Raw genomic sequence first — 17,305 nt, forward strand, 5'->3', positions numbered from 1 at the left:
CCGCGCGTCAGTGCGCCATCGTGCAGGTCACCCCACCGTCGATCGGCAACGCCGCGCCCGTGATGTACTTCGATTCGTCGCAGGCCAGGAAGACCGCGGCGTTGGCCACGTCCCAGACATCGCCCATGCGCTTCATCGGCACGCAACGCGAGCGGGCCTCGCGCATGCGCTCGACGTCGCCGTCGTAGAAGGACAGCATCGTCACGTGGACGCGCGGCGAGTCGATGAGCCCGGGCAGGATGCTGTTGCAGCGGATGTTGTCGGGGCCGTGCTGGACGGCGATCATCCGCGTCAGGTGGTTGAGGGCCGCCTTCGAGGCCTGGTAGGACACGATGGGATGGCCGGTCCAGGTGATGCTCGCGATCGACGACACATGGATGATCGAGCCGCCGCCCTGGGCCTTCATGATCGGGATGACGGCCTTGCAGCTCAGGTAGGCGCCCTTGACGTTGACATCGAACACGCGATCGAAGTCCTCCTCCGCCGTCTCGACCACGCCGCCGCGGGTGTTGATGCCCGCGTTGTTGTGCAGCACGTCGATGCGGCCGTAGCGCCGCATGGCCTCGTCGACCACGGCATTGACCTGCGCCGCATCGGCGACGTCCGCCGCGGCATGGATCGCCTCGCCGCCCTCCGCGTGGATCAGGCCGGCGGTGCGCGCGGCCGCCGCCTCGTTCATGTCGACGCAGACGACGCGCGCCCCCTCGCGCGCGAACGCCACGGCCGCGGCATTGCCGTTGCCCCAGTCGTCGACCACGCAGCCGGCGCCGAGCACCAGCGCCACTTTGCCTTCGAGTCTTCTTGTCATGGCTTCGTGCCTTCGCAGGACGCACCGCGGCTGCTGCAGGGCAGCTGCTGCACGACGGCGCGCCATTTTTCGGATTCGGTCGCGACCGCGCGCCTGAGCGCGGCGGGCGGGATGGTCTGGGCGTGATAGCCCAGGGTTTCGAGCTGGCGCCGGTAGTCGGGGTCCTGCGCGATGCGCGCGACCTCGGTCTCGAGCCGCTTCGCGATGTCGGCCGGCAGCCCCGCGGGCGCCACCAGGCCGAACCAGCCCGTCGCCTCGTAGCCGGGCACCGTCTCGGCGACGGTGGGCACGTCGGGGAGCAGCGACGAGCGCGCCTTGCCGCTGGTCGCCAGCGCCTTGACCTTGGCGCCGTCGATCAGCGCCTTGGCACCGCCGACGACGTCGAACATGAAGTCGGTGCGCCCGGCGATCACGTCGATCATTGCCGGGCTGCCGCCGCGGTAGGGGATGCCGTTGAACCGCACCTTCGCGAGATCGCCGAGCAGCGCGCCCGCCAGGTGGTTGCCGGTGCCGACGCCCGACGAGCCGTACGAGACGGCATCGGGCGCCTTGCGGGCCCGCGCGAGCAGCGCACCCAGGTCCTTGTCGGGCGCATCGGCGCGGGTGACCAGCACGTACTCGAAGGACGCATAGGTCCCTAGCCAGGTGAAGTCGTCGACGGCATCGTAGGGAAGCCTGGACATGTGCGGCGCCACGGTGTGCAGGCTGTTGGCCGTCGCGCCGAGGGTGTAGCCGTCCGCGGGCGCGGTGGCGACGCGCTTCAACGCGATCTCGCCCGAGGCGCCGGTGAGGTTCTCCGCGACGACCTGCTGCCCGAGCGCCGTGCCCAGCCGCTGGGCGAGCAGACGCGCCGCCTTGTCGGTGGCGCCGCCGGCCGCGAGCGGAATGATCAGCCGGATCGGATGGTCGGGCCAGTTCTGCGCCGCGGCCGGCCCGGCGGCGATGGCTGCCAGCAGCAGGGCCGAGATGCCGCGCAGGTGGCCGAAGACGTGGCGGCTACGCATGGAGCGGCTCCTCATGGTCCTTCGGCACGGCGGCGGAACGCTGCACCGTCTCCTCCCGCCGCGCCTCGACGTTCTTGCCAAGCACCATGTCGGCGGCTTTCTCCGCCAGCATCACGGTCGCGGCGCAGGTGTTCGAGGACGTGATGGTCGGCATGACGGACGCGTCGATAACGCGCAGCCCCTGCATGCCGTGCACCCGCAACTGCGGATCGACCACGGCCAGCGCGTCCGATGCGGGACCCATCTTGCAGGTGCCGATCACGTGGTAGCCGGTGACGGCATACCGGCGCACGAAGTCCAGGAACTCGTCGTCGGTCTGCACGGACGGGCCGGGCAGCAGTTCGGCGCGCACCGTGCCGCGCATGGGTTCGGTCTCGAAGATGCGGCGCACCCAGCGCAGCGCATCCACCACCACGCGCTGGTCGGTGGCATGCGACAGGTAGTTGGGCTGGATCAGCGGCGCGTCGCGGCCGTCGGCAGAACGGATGCGCACATGGCCCTGGCTCTGCGGGCGCAGCTGCCACGCGCCGCAGGTGAGGCCGGGCTCGTCGTCCACCTCGCCGAGCCGGCCGAGCGAATAGCTGGCCGAGATGAAGGACAGCGCGAAGTCGGGCGAAGGCAGCTCCGCGCGCGTTTTCCAGAAACCGTAGATCAGGATCGGGCTGATCGAGAGGATGCTGGGCCGCCGCACGGCCCAGGCCGCGACCTCGCGCGCGAGCCGCAGGCCGCGAACGCGCCGGTTGATGCTGTCGGCGTCCGGGCTCGTGCGGGCGACGAAGCGCGGGCAGTAGTGATCGCGCAGGTTCTCGCCGACCCCTGCCAGCGCCTGCACGACCTCGATGCCGTGCGCCTGCAGCAGGCCCGCCGGCCCGATGCCGGACAGCTGCAGCAGCTGCGGGCTGTGGATGGCACCGGCGCTCACGATCACCTCGCGCCGCGCGGCGATGCGTTCGGGCTGCATCGCGCCGTCGCGATGGAACTCCACGCCGGTCGCGCGGCGCTGCTCGGTCAGGATGCGGCTCACGCGCGCACCGGTGACGACCCGCGTGCCGAAGCGGCGTTGGGCCGGATGCAGGAAGGCATGGGCCGTGCTCCAGCGCCGGCCCTCGTGGATCACGCTCTGCGTGTAGCCGATGCCGGCCTGCGAGGCGCCGTTGTAGTCGGCGGTGCGCGGAATGCCGGCCCGCTGCGCCGCCTGCAGGAAGGTCTCGCACAGCGCGTCGCGCCAGGGAGTTTCCTGCACGCGCATGGGACCGTCGCGCCCGTGGTATTCGTCGCTGGCCGGCCCGACGAAGCCTTCGCTGCGCCGGAAGTACGGCAGCACGTCGCGGTAGCCCCAGCCGGCGTTGCCCAGCTGCTCCCAGCCGTCGAAGTCCTGCGCCTGGCCACGGCTGTACACCGCGCCGTTGACCGCGCTCGAGCCGCCGAGGGTGCGGCCCTGGACCAGGGCGGTGCGGCGCCCCGCCGTGCCCGCCGAGGGCTCGCATTCGAGCTGCCAGCTGTAGCGCGGGTCGCGCAGCAGGCGCGTGAAGCCGGCGGGGATGCGCGTCCAGGCGCTGTCGTCGGACGGCCCGGCCTCGAGCACGCAGACGCTGTGGCCGGCCTCGCCGAGCCGCCAGGCCAGCACGCCGGCCGCCGTGCCGCCACCGACGATGACGTAGTCGAAACTGTCCATGGGATCAGTCGACCTTCAGGTCGAGCCTGGTCACGAGCTCGCGCCACTTCTTCTGCTCGGTGGCCATGATGCCGCCGAGCTCCGCGCCCGAAGTGACGCGCGGCACCAGGTTGTTGGTCTGCAGGTACTCCACCACGGCCGGGCTCTTCGAGGCCTCGCGGATCGCGGCGTCGAGCCTGGCGATGGCCGCCGGCGGCGTCCTGGCCGGTGCCACGATGCCCATGAACGCGGCCGTGCTGAGCTTGGGCATGCCGAGTTCGGCGAAGGTCGGCACGTCGGGCATCCGGGGCATGCGCTTGTCGCCCGAGATGGCCAGCACCTTCATGCGGCCCGCGTTCACGTACTGCACCGAGGTCGACACGTCGTTGAACATGGCCTGCACCTGCCCGCCGATCATGTCGGTGATGGCCGCCGCGGCCCCCTTGTACGGCACGTGCGTCATCTCGATGCCGGCCACCGACTTCAGGTTCTCCATGGCAAGGTGCGGCAGGCCGCCCGACGCGGTGCTGGAGTAGTTCATCTTGCCCGGGTTGGCCTTGGCGTAGGCGATGAATTCCTTGACGTTGTTGGCGGGCACGAAGTTGTTGACGGCCAGGCCCAGCGGAATCTCCGCGACCGAGGTCACCGGCACGAAGTCGCGCGTGAGTTCGTAGGGCTGCTGCTTGTAGAGGTAGGCGTTGTACGAGAGCAGCGACAGGTCCATGAAGAAGATGGTGTAGCCATCGGGCGGCGCGGTGGCCGCGGCCTGCGTCGCGATGAGCGTGTTCGCGCCGGGCTTGTTGTCGACCACGATCTGCTGGCCCAGCTTGTCGCTCATGACGGTGGCGAACTGGCGCGCCATCACGTCGGTGACGCCGCCGGCCAGGTAGGGCACGATCATGCGGATCGGCTTGGAGGGATAGGTGTCCGCGAGCGCGGGCAGCGCGCTCGACACCAGCATCAGCGCCGTGGCGGCGAGCAGGCTGCGGCGCTTCGTGCGCCCGGCGAGGGGGGTGGCGATCTTCATGGTGTTGTCTCCGTTGAGGTTTCTTTCGAGGATGCGGATGGGGCGAAGCGCTCAGCCCATGTCGAGCACCACCGACTTGAGCTGCATGAACTCGTCGATGTGGCGCGTGCCGAACTCGCGCCCATAGCCGCTCATGCGGTAGCCGCCGAAGGGGATCGACGGGTCCATCTGCAGGTAGCAGTTGATCCAGACGGTGCCCGAACGCAGCGCGCCGCTGACGCGATGCGCCTTCTTCACGTCGCGCGTCCACACGCCCGCGCCGAGGCCGAAGGGCGTGTCGTTGGCGATCGCCAGGGCCTGGTCGGCATCGTCGAAGGGGATGGCGGAGATCACGGGGCCGAAGATTTCCTCGCGTGCGATGCGCATGTCGTTGCGCACGCCAGCGAACACCGTCGGCGGCACGAAGAAGCCGTCGCGCAATGCATCGTCGTCGCACCGGTTGCCGCCCGAGACGAGCTGCGCGCCCTCGCGCGGGCCGGCGTCGAGGTAGCCGCAGACGCGATCGAGCTGCTTGCGCGAGACCAGCGGGCCGATCTGGGTGGCCGGATCCAGGCTGTGGCCGATCTTGAGCGAGCGGCCGACCGCGGCCACGCGTTCGACGAATTCGTCGTGGATCGAACGCTCGACCAGCAGGCGCGACCCCGCGCAGCAGATCTGGCCCGAGTTCGCGAACACCGCCATCGCGGCGCCGCGCGCCGCGGCGTCGAGGTCGGCATCGGCGAAGACGATGTCGGGCGACTTGCCGCCGAGCTCGAGCGAGAGCCGCTTCACGTTGCCCGCCGAGGCGCGGATGATGGCCTGCCCCGTGACGGTGGAGCCGGTGAAGCCGAGCTTGTCGACGCCGGGATGCGCCGCGAGCGCCGCGCCGGCATCGCCCGCGCCGGTGACGATGTTGAGCACGCCGGGCGGCACCCGGCCTCCACCGCGAGTTCCCCCAGCCTCACGGCGGCGAGCGAGGCCTCTTCCGACGGCTTGAGCACCACCGTGCAACCCGCCGCGATGGCCGGCGCGATCTTCGTGATGCACACGCTCAGCGGGCCGTTCCACGGCGTGATGGCACCCACCACGCCGATCGGCTCCTTCAGCGCATAGCTCAGGAAGTGGCCGGGCAGCGAGTTCTCGATGGTCTCGCCATGGATCGCCGTCGCCAGGCCCGCATAGAAGCGCAGCAGGCCGGTGGGGCGGCCCATGCCCGCGCGCACCACGCTGATCGGGCCGCCGAATTCCAGCGACTGCAGATAGGCCAGCTCTTCCCTGTGCCGGTCGATGAGGTCGGCGATGGCCAGCAGCAGGCGCTGGCGCTCCACCGGCTTGGTGCCGCGCCACGGGCCTTCGAAGGCCCGGCGCGCCGCCGCCACGGCATCGTCGATGTCGGCTTCGCCGCCTCGTGCCAGCCGCGCGATGACCTGGCCGGTCGAAGGATCGATCGACTCGAAGGTCTGGCCGGAACGCGCGGGGGTCCATTCGCCGCCGATCAGCAGGCGCGTGTCGCGCGACAGGATGGCGGGACGCGATGGGTCGTTGGGGGTGTTGGGCATGGTGAATCTGAAAACGTTTTTCTCTGCCGTTCTATTGGGAAGCAGCGAGAACATCGCTGCAATCCCGTGGAACGTTTCTATGTGGGAAAACCACTAGCGGCTCAGGGCCGGGCGCTGAACACCGGTGCCATGCGGCCTTGCTCGGTCGCGCGAAAACGCACCGCGACGGGCATGCCGACACGCACGTCGCCGAGGTCGGTGTCGACGATGTTGGTCATCAGGATCGGGCCTTCCTCGAGGCGCACGTAGGCCAGCACATAGGGCGCGCCGGTACGCCTGACGATCGAGAAGCTGTAGACCTCGCCCAGGCCCGATGCCTCGATCCAGTCGAGCGCATCGGCATGGCAGAACGGGCAGAACGCGCGCGGATGCCAGTGCCATCGCGAGCACGCGCGGCAGCGCGGAAGCAGCAGCTGCCCCGCGGCGCTGGCACGCCAGAAGGCCTGGGTCTCGGGAAAGGCCTGGACATAGGGGTCCTGCAGCGTGCGCTCGAGCGCACCGGCCGCCGCCTGCTCGACGTCGGGCTTCGTCATGAGGTGCGCTCCATCAACAGCGTGGCGTGCGAATGGCCGATGCCGAACACCATGCCGGGACCGGTGGCCATCGCGATGTCGCAGTTCGGCACCTGCACGGCCGCATGCGCCTCGCCGCGCAACTGCCGCATAGCCTCGATCACCTTGGTCATGCCGCCCCGGTTCTGCGGGTGGTTGTTGCACAGGCCACCGCCATCGGTGTTCCATGGCAGGCGCCCGACGCCCGAGACCAGGCCGCCATCCGCGACGAAGCGGCCGCCCTCGCCGCGGGCGCAGAAGCCCAGGTCTTCCAGCTGCAGGATCACCATGATGGTGAAGTTGTCGTAGATGGACGCGTATTTCACGTCGCGCGGCGTGAGGCCCGCCGACTCGAAGGCATCGCGCCCGGAGATCGCAGCGCCGGTGCGCAGCATGTCGAAGTCGCCCGCTTCGCCGGTGCGCACCGTCTCGCCGAAGCCGCGCACCGCCACCATCGGGCGCCGCAGGCTTCGCGCGATCTCGGGACGCGTCACCACCAGCGCGCCGCCGCCGTCGGTGATCACGCAGCAGTCGAGCCGATGCAGGGGATCGGCCACCATCGGCGAGTTCAGCACGTCCTCGACCGTGAAGACCTTGCGCAGCAGCGCATGCGGGTTGTGCTGCGCATGCATCGACGCCGCCACCTTGACCCAGGCCAGCTGCTCGCTGGTGGTGCCGTGCTCGTGCATGTGGCGGCAGGCGAAGTTGGCGTAGATGCCGCTCACGGTCCAGCCGTAGGGCTCTCCCAGGCCGACCAGGGCCGGTCCGCGGGCAGCACGCGCAACTCGGTGCCCGTCGCCTGGCCACCGCTGCGCGGCTTGCCGGCCAGCGTGACGAGCGCGACCGAGCAGCGCCCCTGGGCGATCGCCTGCGCGGCACGGCCCACGTGGCTGATGTACGAGCAGCCCCCCGATTCGGTGCCGTCGACGTGCCGCACCTTGAGGTTCATGTAGTCGGCCATCAGCGCGGGAACGCCGCCGGGTGCGTCGGCGGCGCAGAAGTAGCCGTCGACATCGGCGAAGCCCAGGCCGGCGTCGTCGAGCGCACCGCGCGCGCACTCGGCATGCAGCTGCGCCACCGACTTGTCGGGCGCGTGGCGCGTGGGATGTTCGTAGGCGCCGACGATGCAGGCCGGATAGGGTCGTTGCACCGGCATCGCTACTCCGCCTTCGCGCCGCTGTCGCGCACGAGCTTGAGCCATTGCTCGCGCTCCGACGCGATGGTCTTGCGCCAATCCTCATGGCCGACGAAGTCGGGCTCCATCCCGATCGACTTGGCATATTCCCTGAACGCGGGCTCGCGGGCCACCTCGCCGATCGCGTCGGACATCTTGCGCACGATGGCCTCGGGCGTGCCCGCCGGCGCGAAGAAGAAGGTGTTGGCGACGTAGGCGTAGCCCGGGACGCCGGCTTCCGCCATCGTCGGCAGGTCGGGGTAGGAGGCCGAGCGGCTCGCACCGCTGGCCGCGAGGATGCGCAGCTTGCCGGCCGCGATCAGCGGACGGGCCGTCGTGATCGCGGCGAAGGAGAAATCGACCTCGCCGGTGGAAGTGCCCACGGCCGCGGGCACCTGGCCCTTGTACGGCACGTGCAGCAGCTGGATGCCGGCGAGCGTGGCGAGCAGCGCGGCCGACAGGTGCTGCGAACTCCCATTGCCGCCGGATGCGTAGCTGAGCTTGCCGGGATGCGCCCGGGCATGGGCGACGAGGTCCTGCACGCTCCGGAAGCGCGACTCGGCCGGCACCACCAGCAGCAGCTGCACCGCGCCGACCTTGGCGATCGGCACGAAGGACTTCAGAGGGTCGTAGCTGATGCGCTGCATCAGCGCCTCGTTGGTGAAGTAGCCCGTCGAGGTGATCATCAGCGTGTAGCCGTCGGGCGCCGAGCGCGCGGCCAGCTCGGTGCCGATCAGCCCGTTGGCCCCGGACCGGTCGGTCCATGACGAGCGGCACCTTCCAGCGCTCGCCGATCTTCTGCGCGATGAAGCGCGAGGAGGCATCCGTCGCCGTGCCTGGCGCATAGGGCTGGATGAGCGTGATCGCGCGCTCGGGCCATGCGGTCGCCTGGGCGCGGGCCGCCAGCGGCAGGCCGGCCGATGCCACGGCAGCCAAAGCGCACAGTCCTTCGACGATCCACGAGCGGCGGCTGATCCCGCTGTCCGTACATTGGTGTGAAAGCTCAGACACGGCGCGCACTCCCCTGCCAGAAACGTTCGCGAATCTCGCGCTTGAGCACCTTTCCGACGGCGCTGCGCGGCAACTGCTCCCAGACCTCGATGGTCTTCGGTGTCTTCATGCCGCCCAGCCGCTCGCGGCACAACGCGAGCGCCGCGTCGCAGTCCAGGCTCTGCCCGGGCTTGAGTTCGACCACGGCCTTGATGGCCTCGCCCCAGACCGCGTCGGGCACGCCGATGACCGCGCAGTCGCTCACCGCGGGCAGGGTCCACAGCACCTGCTCGATCTCGCCGGGCGAGATGTTGAAGCCGCCGGAAACGATCAGGTCCTTGAGGCGGTCGACGATGTAGAAGTAGCCCGCCTCGTCCATGTAGCCGACGTCGCCGGTATGCAGCCAGCCATGCTTGAACGTCTCGGCCGTCTTCTCGGCGTCGTTGTAGTAGCCCTTCATCACGATGTCGCCCTGCACCACCAGTTCGCCGCGCTCGCCGGCCGGCAGCAGCCCGCCCTGCGGATCCATGACCGCCACGCGCACGAACGGCGACGCGCGGCCGCAGCTCGCCAGCCGTCGATGCAGCGCGGGGTCGGCCAGGATGTCGGCGTGGTCCTGCGGCGTGAGGCAGGTGCAGATGAACGGGGCCTCGGCCTGCCCGTAGCACTGCACCATGACCGGACCGAACACCTCGAGCGCCTGGCGCAGCTTGTCGACCGACATCGGGGCCGCCGAGTAGACGAAGTAGCGCAGCGCGCTGTAGTCGTGCCGGCGCAGGTCCGGGTGCGCGAGCAGCTTGTAGATCACCGTCGGCGGCAGGAAGAGCTGCGTGACCCGGTACGTAGAGAGGGCCTCGAGGATGGCGCCGGCCTCGGCCGATGCCAGCACGACGGTCGAGCCGCCGTAGGCCATGGTCATGAAGCAGACGGCACCGGCTGCATGCGTCATCGGGGCCACGGCCAGGTGCACCGGCCGCCCCACCACCGGCATGGCCGCGAACCAGTTGGCCATCATGGCGCCGTAGACGCGGTGCGTGACCAGCACGCCCTTGGGCAGTCCCGTGGTGCCGCCGGTCCCGCGGATGGCGACCACGTCGTCGGACCGTGCGGGGCTGCGGTGGCGCGCATCGGACTGGCGCGCCGCCCAGTTTTCCAGGCTGGGCACGCCATCGAGTTCGCGGTCGATGCAGACCACGCCGCGCAGTTCCGGGATCGCCTCGCGCAGCATCGGCAGCTGCGCCTCGAAGCTGCTGTGGATGAACAGGAAGCGGCAGCCGCCGCGCGCGAGGATGTTGACGTTCTCCTCGGCCGAGTTGCGCGCGTTGACCGGCAGCCACACGGCGCTGGAGCGCACCGTGCCGAGCACGGCGACCATGGTCAGCAGGTGGTTCTGGGTCAGCAGGCCGACCTGCGATTGCGCATCCATGCCCGCGGCCTGCAGGCCGTTGGCGATGCGGTGCGTCAGCGCATCGACCTCGCCATAGCTCAGGGTGCGTCCGCCGGGCTCGACGAGGCAGGGCGCGTCGGGGCCGAGGCTCAGGCCCCGGTCGAAGGAGTCGATCAGCTGCATTGGGGGTTTTCTAGAAACGATTTCATATGCGTTTCACTCTACGATAGGCACCCGATTCCGCAAATGGTGTGGAACGTTTCTATACTGGTAAACGATGAGACAACGGATCTCGGTGCGAGATGTGGCCCATGCGGCCGGCGTGGCGATCGGCAGCGTGTCGCGCGTGCTCAACGACAGCGGTTACGCCAGTCCCGAGTTGCGGCGGCGCGTGCTGGAAGCGGTCGCGAAGCTGGGCTACGAGCCGGACTTCACGGCGCGCCATCTGCGCACCGGACGCAGCAAGACCATCGGCTACCTGCTGCCCAACATCGCGAACCCCTCGCTGGCCGCGCACCTGAGCGAGGTCGAGCGGCTGACGCAGGCCGCGGGCTATTCGCTCTTGGTCGGTAGTTCCGAGCGCCAGACGCGCGACCGCGAACTCGTCGCCTTCTTCGAGAACCGCCGGCTCGAGGGGATCATCGCGTCGCCGACCTTCGAGTACCCCGACCCCGAGGACTGCCCTTTCGCGCAGTCCAAGCTGCCCGTCGTCATCTGCGACCGCGACATGGGCGCGGCCTTCGACAGCGTGCTCATCGACCACCTGCGCGGCATGCGCCGCGCGGTCGACTACCTGCTGTCGCTGGGACACCGGCGCATCGCCCTGTTCGTGTCGAGCGCGAGCCTGCGCCCCGGGCGGGAGAAGCTGGCGGGCTACAAGGCCTCGCTGGCCGCCGCCGGCATCGCGTTCGACGAGCGGCTGGTGTTCATGCCCAACTCCTGGATCGAGTCGTCGAGCACGCGCATGTCCGAGATGCTGGCGCTGGACGCGCCGCCCACGGCGATCATCGCGCTGGGCACCCGCATGCTGTCGGGCGCGGTCCATGTGGCGCACGAGGCCGGGCTCGAGATACCGCGCGACCTGTCGGTCATCGGCATCGGCGAGGCCTCGACCCTCGAGCTCATGTACCCGCCGCTGACGATGCTGCGCTACAACTTCGAGCGCAGCGCCCAGCTGGCGGTGAAGCTCATGATGGACCGCGTCGCCGACGAGGCGCCGGCCCATCCGCGCAAGCTGATGGTCGACTGGGACCTGGTCCTCGGCCGGTCCTGCGCGCCCGCCCGGCAGCGCTGATCCGGCCCGGGCCGCCGAGACATCCAGGTTCCGGCAAAGCCCGGCTTCGGCTTCAGGCAAGCAATGGTTGATCCAATAAGAAGTCCGGCATATGATGGCCCGAGCCCACTCTCAGCCACCGCTGCTTTGCCCGATGGATCTAGCCACGCCCCCCGATCAAGCCGCCTTCCGCCGCGAGGTCCGCCAGTTCATCCAGGACCGGCTGCCCGCCGAGATCCGCGAACGCCTGCGCCTGGGCCATCCGCCGCGCAAGCAGGACACCGTCACGTGGCAGCGCATCCTCAACGAGAAAGGCTGGGCGGCACCGCACTGGCCGCGTGAGTACGGCGGCGCCGAGCTCGGCCAGGCCGAGCGGCTGATCCTGCTCGACGAGCTGTTTCGCGCGCCTGCGCCGCTGCCGCAGGTGTTCAACGTGGGCATGCTCGGGCCGGTGCTGCTGAAGTTCGGCACCGAGGCGCAGAAGCGCTTCTTCATGCCCCGGCTCGCGAACCTCGACCTCTGGTTCTGCCAGGGCTTCTCCGAGCCGGGGCTCGGGCTCCGACCTGGCCTCGCTGCGCACCTCGGCCAGGCGCGAAGGCGAACACTACGTCGTCGACGGCCAGAAGATCTGGACCACCACCGCGCACCTGGCCGACTGGGTGTTCGCGCTGGTGCGCACCGACGGCACGGGCAGCAAGCAGCACGGCATCTCCTTCCTGCTGATCGACCTGCGCAGCCCCGGCATCACGATCCGCCCGATCACCTCGATCGACGGCCAGCACCATCTCAACGAGGTCTTCTTCGACGCGGTGCGCGTGCCGGTCGACAACCTCGTCGGCGAGGAAGGCCGCGGCTGGGACTGCGCCAAGTACCTGCTGATGAACGAGCGCACCGGCATCGCCAACGTGGGCCTGTGCCGCGAACGGCTGGACTATGCGCGCGAACTGGCCGGCCGCCTCACGCAGGCTGGCCGGCCGCTGCTCGACAGCCCGCGGCTGCGTGCCGAGATGGCCGTGCTCGACGCCGAGATCCGCGCGCTCGAGGTCACGAACTGGCGCTTCCTGCTGTCGAACGACACGGCACAGAAGAACCCGGGCTTCGCCTCCGTGCTCAAGCTCAAGGGCACCGAGCTGCAGCAGGAGATCGCGCAGCTGCTGCAGCGCATCGCCGGTCCCGCGGCGGTGGAGCGCCGCGCGCACGACGGGCCCGGCGCCGAGCACTGGGCCGGACCGCTGGCGATGCGCTACTTCTACAGCCGCGCCGCCAGCATCTACGGCGGCACGAGCGAGGTCCAGAAGGACATTCTTTCCAAGACGATCCTGGGATAGGCCCACATGAACTTCGAACTGAATGAAGAGCAGCAGGCGCTGCAGGCCAGCCTCTCGCGCCTGCTCGGCGATGTCTACGGCTTCGAGCAGCGCCGCGCGATCGCTGCCACGCCCGCGGGCTGGAGCGAAGCGGTGTGGCGACAGCTGGCCGAGCTGGGATTGACCGCCCTGCCCCTGCCGCTGGCCCACGGCGGCTTCGGCGGCGGCGCCGTCGACCTGCTGCCGGTGATGCAGGAACTCGGCCGTGCGCTGTCGCTCGAGCCCTTTCTCGCCTCGGTCGTGCTCGGCGCCACCGCGCTGCGGCTCGCGGGCGACGACGCCCTGCAGGCGCGGCTGCTGCCCGGCGTGGCCAGCGGCGAAATCCGCCTCGCCTGGGCCCACGACGAAGCGGCCGGGCACCAGGCCCCGCTGTGGATCGAGACCGTCGCGCGCCACGATGGCGAACGCTGGCGGCTCGATGGCGCGAAATGCAACGTGCTGCATGCCACGGCCGCGCACCATGTCGTGGTGAGCGCGCGCGTGGCGGGCGCGCCCGACGATGCGCAGGGCCTCGCCCTGTTCCTGGTCGATGCTGAGGACCCGGGCGTGCAGTGCCGCGCCCATCGCCTGGTCGACGACACGCCGGCCGGCGAACTGCGCTTCGAATCCGCCGCCGCCCTGCCGCTGCACGATCCGCGCGATGCCGCCAGCGCGCTGCGCGTGCTCGAGGGAACCCTGGCCGCCGGCACCGCCGCGGTCTGCGCCGACGCCGTCGGCCTCATGGAGTCGGCCTACCGCCTGGCCATCGACTACCTGAAGACGCGCCGCCAGTTCGGCCGCCTGATCGGCGAGAACCAGGCCTTGCGCCACCGCGCCGCGGAAATGCTCGTGAGCCTCGAAATGTGCCGCAGCATGGCGCTGGTGGCGGCGGTCGCCGCCGACGACATCGACGCACCCGGCGCGCGCGCCGACCTCGCGCGCGCCAAGCTCATCATTGGCCGCCACGGCCGCGGCCTGTGCCACGCGGCGATCCAGCTGCATGGCGGCATCGGCATGACCGAGGAATACATGGTGGGCCATTGCCTGCGCCGCCTCGCGCTGCTCGACCAGCTCTTCGGCGACGTCGATGCGCAGTCGGCGCGGCTGGCGGCGATGGCATGAGCGAACCCGCCTTCGAGACCCTGCGCTGGGACCTGTCGGGCCCGGTGCTCACGCTGACGCTGCACCGCCCCGAGCGCATGAACGCGATGACGCGCGCGATGCGCCGCGAGCTGTGCCGGGCGCTCGACCTCGCGGATGCGCGGGACGCGGTGCGCGCCATCGTGATCACCGGCGCGGGCCGTGCCTTCTGCGCCGGCTTCGACCTGTCGGAAGGCGCGCAGGCCTTCGATCCGGCCGCGGCCGCGCGCGACGCCGAATCCGGCGAGGAACCGGGCCGCGATGGCGGCGGCGTGCTCGCGCTGCGCCTGTTCGCGAGCACCAAGCCGCTGATCGCCGCCGTCAACGGCGCGGCCGTCGGCATCGGTGCGTCGATGCTGCTGCCGATGGATATCCGCATCGCCTCGCGCGACGCGCGCTTCGGCTTCGTCTTCGCCCGCCGCGGCATCGTGCCCGATGCCTGCGCGAGCTGGTTCCTGCCGCGCGTGGTGGGCATCTCGAAAGCATTGGAATGGAGCATGGGCGGCCATGTCTTCGATGCCGAGGAAGCCCGCGCGGGCGGGCTCGTGAGCGAGCTGTGCGAGCCCGGCGAGCTGCTGGCGCGCGCGCAATCGCTGGCCGCCGAGATCGCGGCGCATGCGGCGCCGGTGTCGGTGGCGCTGACGCGGCAACTGATGTGGCGCATGCTCGGTGCGGCGCATCCGATGGAGGCCCATCGCCTCGAAAGCGCCGCGCTGCGCTCACGCGGCGCTTCGGCCGACGCGGCCGAGGGCGTGGCCTCGTTCCGCGAGAAGCGGCCCGCGCGCTTTCCCGATGCCGTCAGCACCGGCATGCCCGCGCCCTACCCCTGGTGGACGGAGCCGCCGTTCGCCCCCACCGGAGCCACGACGAAATGAGCCAGGTGATCCTCGACGGGCGCGCCATGGAGCGCGACCTGCTGACCCGCCGCGCGCTGCAGGCCGCGCGCGGCCTCGATGCGCTCGGCGTGCGCGAGGGCGACGCGGTGGCGCTGCTGCTGCGCAACGACTTCGCCTTCCTCGAGGCGCAGCAGGCCGCGGCCGCGCTCGGCGCCTACGCCGTGCCGATCAACTGGCACGGCAAGCCCGAGGAGGTGCTCTACATCGTCGACGACGTGCGCCCGCGCGTGCTCGTGGGCCATGCCGACCTGCTCGCGCCGGTGCGCGAGCGCATTCCCGCGGACACCCTCATCGTGACCGTGCCGACGCCGCCCGAGGCAGTGCGCGCTTTCTCGCTGACCGACGAAGCCACCTCGGTGCCGGCCGATGCGCTCGAATGGAACGCCTGGCTCGCGGGCTTCGCGCCCTGGGACGGCCCGCCTATGCGCAGCCGCGCCACCATGATCTACACCTCGGGCACCACCGGCCGCGCCAAGGGCGTGCGGCGCGAGGCCGCCACGCCCGAGCAGGCGCGCGCCTATGTCGAGCTGCTGCGCAGCGTGTACGGCCTGCAGCCCGGCGTGCGCGCGCTGATCGCGGGGCCTCTGTACCACTCCTCGCCCAATGCCTACGCACGCCAGGCGCTGCCCGCCTGCGAGCTGCTGGCGATGCAGACGAAGTTCGATCCCGAGGCCGTGCTCGCCGCGATCGAGCGCCACCGCATCAGCCACATGGTGGCGGTGCCCACGATGTTCGTGCGCATGCTCAAGCTGCCCGAGGCGGTGCGCCGCCGCTACGACCTGGGCTCGCTGCGCTGGGTCACCCATACCGGCGCGCCCTGCGCGCCCGATACCAAGCGCGCGCTCATGGACTGGTGGGGCCCGGTGGTGTACGAGACCTATGGCGGCACCGAGGTCGGCACCGCCACGCTGAGCACGCCGCAGGACTGGCTGGAGTTTCCGGGCAGCGTGGGCCGGCTGACGCCCGGCGCGCGCATGGCGCTCTACGGCGAGGACGGCCGCCCGGTCGCACCGGGAGCGATCGGCGAGATCTTCGTGCGCGTGCCGGCCTATGCCGACTTCACCTACCACAACCATCCCGACAAGCGCCGCGAGGTCGAGCGCGACGGGCTGATCAGCTGCGGCGACGTGGGCTACGTCAAGGACGACCACCTGTACCTGTGCGACCGCCGCGCCGACATGGTGATCTCGGCCGGCGTGAACATCTATCCGGCCGAGATCGAAGCCGTGCTGCTGCAATGCCCCGCGGTGCGCGACTGCGCGGTGTTCGGCATCCCCGACGACGAGATGGGCGAATCGCTGGCCGCGGCCATCGAATGCATGCCCGGCGCCGCGCCCGACGCGGAAGCGATCCGCGCCTTCCTCGCCGAGCGGCTGGCCCGGTACAAGGTCCCGCGCCGCATCGACTTCCATGCGGCGCTGCCGCGCGAGGACAGCGGCAAGATCTTCAAGCGACGCCTGCGCGATCCGTTCTGGCAAGGCGCGGGCCGCAGGATCTGAGATGGCGCCCGCCACGCAAGCGATGGCGCAACGGCTCGCCGCCGCGCTGGGCCGTCATGCGGGACTGCACGGCCGCGTCGAGGCGCTGCGCCGCCTCACGGGCGGCGCGACCAAGACCACCTGGTCCTTCGAGCTCGCGACCGCCGACGGCTCTGTCGCGCTGATCCTGCAGCAGGCACCCGCGGCCACACCCGAAAGAAAGGAATCGTCGGCACCCAAGCTCGATGCCGCCGACGATGCGCGGCTGATGATCGCCGCGCGCAGCCACGGCGTGCCGGCGCCCAGGGTGCGCGCCATCCTCGACCTGCACGACGGCCTCGGCCGCGGCTATATCACCGAGCATGTGGCAGGCGAGACGCTGGGACGCAAGCTGGTCTCCGACCCCGCGCATGCCGGCGCACGCGCCGCGATGGCGGAGCAGGCCGGGCGGATTCTCGCGACGATCCATCGCATGCCCACCACGGGGCTGGATTTCCTGCAGCGGCTATCACCTGCGCAGGAACTCGCGGTGTACGCGGGCCTGCTCGACGCCACGGGCTTTCGTCATCCCGCGCTCGAATTCGCGCTGCAATGGGTGCGCCGGCACCTGCCCGCGGACGATGCCGACGCGCTGGTGCATGCGGACTTCCGCACCGGCAACCTGATCGTCGGTCCCGAAGGCATCCGCTGCGTGCTCGACTGGGAGATCGCGCGCCGCGGCGATCCGATGCAGGACCTCGGCGTGCTGTGCATGCGGACATGGCGCTTCGGCGCCACGCCCGAGGTCGGCGGCTTCGGTGCGCGCGAGGACCTCTACGCGGCCTACGAGCGCGCCGGCGGCGCGCCGGTCGATCCCGCGCGCGTGCGCTTCTGGGAAGCCTTCTCCAACCTCAAGTGGGCCATCGGCTGCGTGCGCCGCGGCCTCGCCACCCGCGACGACGGCACGCCCGCGAGCCTGGAGCTGTGCGCCGTGGGCCGGCGCATGGAAGAGCCGCTGTGGGACTTCTTCCAGCTCGTCGATCGTTGAAGAAAGGAGCCG

At 70.6% G+C, this 17,305-nt stretch carries 14 protein-coding genes and 2 pseudogenes; 7 read left to right on the forward strand and 9 right to left on the reverse strand.

All coding sequences use genetic code 11. The annotated features are described in order from the left end of the window. Nucleotides 1-7 precede the first annotated feature (7 nt). From ACHMXE_RS00705 to ACHMXE_RS00745, 9 genes and pseudogenes are all read right to left on the reverse strand, one after another. Nucleotides 8-808 (reverse strand): SDR family NAD(P)-dependent oxidoreductase, encoded by an 801-nt coding sequence (locus ACHMXE_RS00705; protein WP_203207200.1) that lies wholly within the window; start codon nucleotides 806-808, stop codon nucleotides 8-10. Then, nucleotides 805-1,812: a Bug family tripartite tricarboxylate transporter substrate binding protein gene (locus tag ACHMXE_RS00710; protein WP_395346290.1), complete on the reverse strand. Its 1,008-nt coding sequence runs from the start codon at nucleotides 1,810-1,812 to the stop codon at nucleotides 805-807. The genes ACHMXE_RS00705 and ACHMXE_RS00710 overlap by 4 nt, the downstream gene beginning before the upstream one ends. Continuing rightward, the gene (locus tag ACHMXE_RS00715) at nucleotides 1,805-3,487 is read right to left on the reverse strand and encodes a GMC family oxidoreductase (protein ID WP_395346291.1); all 1,683 of its coding nucleotides are present in this window, start codon (nucleotides 3,485-3,487) and stop codon (nucleotides 1,805-1,807) included. Before ACHMXE_RS00715 ends, ACHMXE_RS00710 begins: the two co-directional genes overlap by 8 nt. 4 nt (nucleotides 3,488-3,491) lie before the next feature. Then, the gene (locus tag ACHMXE_RS00720; RefSeq protein WP_395346292.1) at nucleotides 3,492-4,493 is read right to left on the reverse strand and encodes a Bug family tripartite tricarboxylate transporter substrate binding protein; all 1,002 of its coding nucleotides are present in this window, start codon (nucleotides 4,491-4,493) and stop codon (nucleotides 3,492-3,494) included. A gap of 51 nt (nucleotides 4,494-4,544) precedes the next feature. Continuing rightward, nucleotides 4,545-6,085: pseudogene (locus ACHMXE_RS00725) on the reverse strand (aldehyde dehydrogenase family protein). Between the two features lie 47 nt (nucleotides 6,086-6,132). Next, entirely contained in the window at nucleotides 6,133-6,564 is a 432-nt protein-coding gene (locus ACHMXE_RS00730; RefSeq protein ID WP_395346293.1) for a Zn-ribbon domain-containing OB-fold protein, read from the reverse strand. Then, on the reverse strand, nucleotides 6,561-7,823 hold the full coding sequence (locus ACHMXE_RS00735; RefSeq protein WP_395346294.1) for a thiolase domain-containing protein: 1,263 nt from the start codon (nucleotides 7,821-7,823) through the stop codon (nucleotides 6,561-6,563). The genes ACHMXE_RS00730 and ACHMXE_RS00735 overlap by 4 nt, the downstream gene beginning before the upstream one ends. Next, nucleotides 7,741-8,601 carry a tripartite tricarboxylate transporter substrate binding protein gene (locus tag ACHMXE_RS00740; protein WP_395346295.1) on the reverse strand — a complete coding sequence of 287 codons (861 nt, stop codon included), beginning with the start codon at nucleotides 8,599-8,601 and terminating at the stop codon, nucleotides 7,741-7,743. Before ACHMXE_RS00740 ends, ACHMXE_RS00735 begins: the two co-directional genes overlap by 83 nt. A 158-nt stretch (nucleotides 8,602-8,759) precedes the next feature. After that, entirely contained in the window at nucleotides 8,760-10,316 is a 1,557-nt protein-coding gene (locus ACHMXE_RS00745) for a class I adenylate-forming enzyme family protein (RefSeq protein ID WP_395346296.1), read from the reverse strand. 94 nt (nucleotides 10,317-10,410) lie between these two features. On the opposite strand from ACHMXE_RS00745, the gene ACHMXE_RS00750 reads away from it, so the two are divergent. From ACHMXE_RS00750 to ACHMXE_RS00780, 7 genes and pseudogenes are all read left to right on the forward strand, one after another. Continuing rightward, nucleotides 10,411-11,427: a LacI family DNA-binding transcriptional regulator gene (locus ACHMXE_RS00750; protein WP_395346298.1), complete on the forward strand. Its 1,017-nt coding sequence runs from the start codon at nucleotides 10,411-10,413 to the stop codon at nucleotides 11,425-11,427. A gap of 133 nt (nucleotides 11,428-11,560) precedes the next feature. Beyond that, nucleotides 11,561-11,857: pseudogene (locus ACHMXE_RS00755) on the forward strand (acyl-CoA dehydrogenase family protein); the annotation flags it as partial. A gap of 121 nt (nucleotides 11,858-11,978) precedes the next feature. Next, on the forward strand, nucleotides 11,979-12,734 hold the full coding sequence (locus tag ACHMXE_RS00760; RefSeq protein WP_395347379.1) for an acyl-CoA dehydrogenase family protein: 756 nt from the start codon (nucleotides 11,979-11,981) through the stop codon (nucleotides 12,732-12,734). Between the two features lie 6 nt (nucleotides 12,735-12,740). Further along, nucleotides 12,741-13,874, forward strand: a complete 1,134-nt coding sequence (locus ACHMXE_RS00765) for an acyl-CoA dehydrogenase family protein (protein WP_395346299.1) — start codon at nucleotides 12,741-12,743, stop codon at nucleotides 13,872-13,874. After that, entirely contained in the window at nucleotides 13,871-14,767 is an 897-nt protein-coding gene (locus tag ACHMXE_RS00770) for an enoyl-CoA hydratase-related protein (RefSeq protein ID WP_395346300.1), read from the forward strand. The genes ACHMXE_RS00765 and ACHMXE_RS00770 overlap by 4 nt, the downstream gene beginning before the upstream one ends. Next, entirely contained in the window at nucleotides 14,764-16,287 is a 1,524-nt protein-coding gene (locus ACHMXE_RS00775) for an acyl-CoA synthetase (RefSeq protein ID WP_395346301.1), read from the forward strand. Before ACHMXE_RS00770 ends, ACHMXE_RS00775 begins: the two co-directional genes overlap by 4 nt. Before the next feature lies 1 nt (nucleotide 16,288). Further along, nucleotides 16,289-17,293, forward strand: coding sequence for a phosphotransferase family protein (locus ACHMXE_RS00780; protein ID WP_395346303.1), 1,005 nt, complete (start codon nucleotides 16,289-16,291; stop codon nucleotides 17,291-17,293). Nucleotides 17,294-17,305: the final 12 nt, after the last annotated feature.

Origin of the sequence: Variovorax sp. UC122_21 (assembly GCF_044056785.1) — a bacterium.
GTDB lineage: Bacteria > Pseudomonadota > Gammaproteobacteria > Burkholderiales > Burkholderiaceae_C > Variovorax.

Excerpts from the sequence above, each read along its gene's own strand:
- ACHMXE_RS00705 (WP_203207200.1), bottom strand. The coding sequence starts at position 808 with ATGACAAGAAGACTCGAAGGCAAAGTGGCGCTGGTGCTCGGCGCCGGC.
- ACHMXE_RS00745 (WP_395346296.1), bottom strand. The coding sequence starts at position 10,316 with ATGCAGCTGATCGACTCCTTCGACCGGGGCCTGAGCCTCGGCCCCGAC.
- ACHMXE_RS00710 (WP_395346290.1), bottom strand. The coding sequence starts at position 1,812 with ATGCGTAGCCGCCACGTCTTCGGCCACCTGCGCGGCATCTCGGCCCTG.
- ACHMXE_RS00720 (WP_395346292.1), bottom strand. The coding sequence starts at position 4,493 with ATGAAGATCGCCACCCCCCTCGCCGGGCGCACGAAGCGCCGCAGCCTG.
- ACHMXE_RS00750 (WP_395346298.1), top strand. The coding sequence starts at position 10,411 with ATGAGACAACGGATCTCGGTGCGAGATGTGGCCCATGCGGCCGGCGTG.
- ACHMXE_RS00770 (WP_395346300.1), top strand. The coding sequence starts at position 13,871 with ATGAGCGAACCCGCCTTCGAGACCCTGCGCTGGGACCTGTCGGGCCCG.
- ACHMXE_RS00740 (WP_395346295.1), bottom strand. The coding sequence starts at position 8,601 with ATGCGCCAGGCACGGCGACGGATGCCTCCTCGCGCTTCATCGCGCAGA.
- ACHMXE_RS00765 (WP_395346299.1), top strand. The coding sequence starts at position 12,741 with ATGAACTTCGAACTGAATGAAGAGCAGCAGGCGCTGCAGGCCAGCCTC.
- ACHMXE_RS00735 (WP_395346294.1), bottom strand. The coding sequence starts at position 7,823 with ATGAGGATTGGCGCAAGACCATCGCGTCGGAGCGCGAGCAATGGCTCA.
- ACHMXE_RS00780 (WP_395346303.1), top strand. The coding sequence starts at position 16,289 with ATGGCGCCCGCCACGCAAGCGATGGCGCAACGGCTCGCCGCCGCGCTG.
- ACHMXE_RS00775 (WP_395346301.1), top strand. The coding sequence starts at position 14,764 with ATGAGCCAGGTGATCCTCGACGGGCGCGCCATGGAGCGCGACCTGCTG.
- ACHMXE_RS00715 (WP_395346291.1), bottom strand. The coding sequence starts at position 3,487 with ATGGACAGTTTCGACTACGTCATCGTCGGTGGCGGCACGGCGGCCGGC.
- ACHMXE_RS00730 (WP_395346293.1), bottom strand. The coding sequence starts at position 6,564 with ATGACGAAGCCCGACGTCGAGCAGGCGGCGGCCGGTGCGCTCGAGCGC.